The organism is Bacillus sp. SIMBA_074 (assembly GCF_046534555.1).
Classification (GTDB): domain Bacteria; phylum Bacillota; class Bacilli; order Bacillales; family Bacillaceae_G; genus Bacillus_A; species Bacillus_A mycoides.
The window spans coordinates 1-255 of record NZ_JAWRYM010000850.1; the positions used below are offsets into that span (position 1 = coordinate 1).

At 52.2% G+C, this 255-nt stretch carries 1 protein-coding gene; it reads right to left on the minus strand.

What is annotated here, in order from left to right:
* Positions 1 to 214, minus strand: a 214-nt coding sequence (locus SB773_RS33150) for a PAS domain-containing protein (RefSeq protein WP_410594686.1), incomplete at its 3' end; no start/stop codon positions are given.
* Between the last annotated feature and the right edge of the window lie 41 nt (positions 215 to 255).

Sequence of the window (255 nt, forward strand, 5' to 3'; positions counted from 1 at the left end):
TTTTGAGTACTGACGTGACATGGCCGCGAAAGTTAACCAGGGGTACATACATTGCTTCGAGCCATACTTCCTCTCCGCTCTCTTTGAAGCGACGAAATCGACCCGTATGGCTCTCACCTTCGGCCAGCGATTGCCAGAACTGCTGGTATTCTGAGCGCTGAGTTTCAGCCGCGTCACAGAATATCCGGTGATGCTCCCCTTTAACATCTTGCAAGCGACAGCCCATTACGTCCAAGAATGGTTGGCTGGCATGCT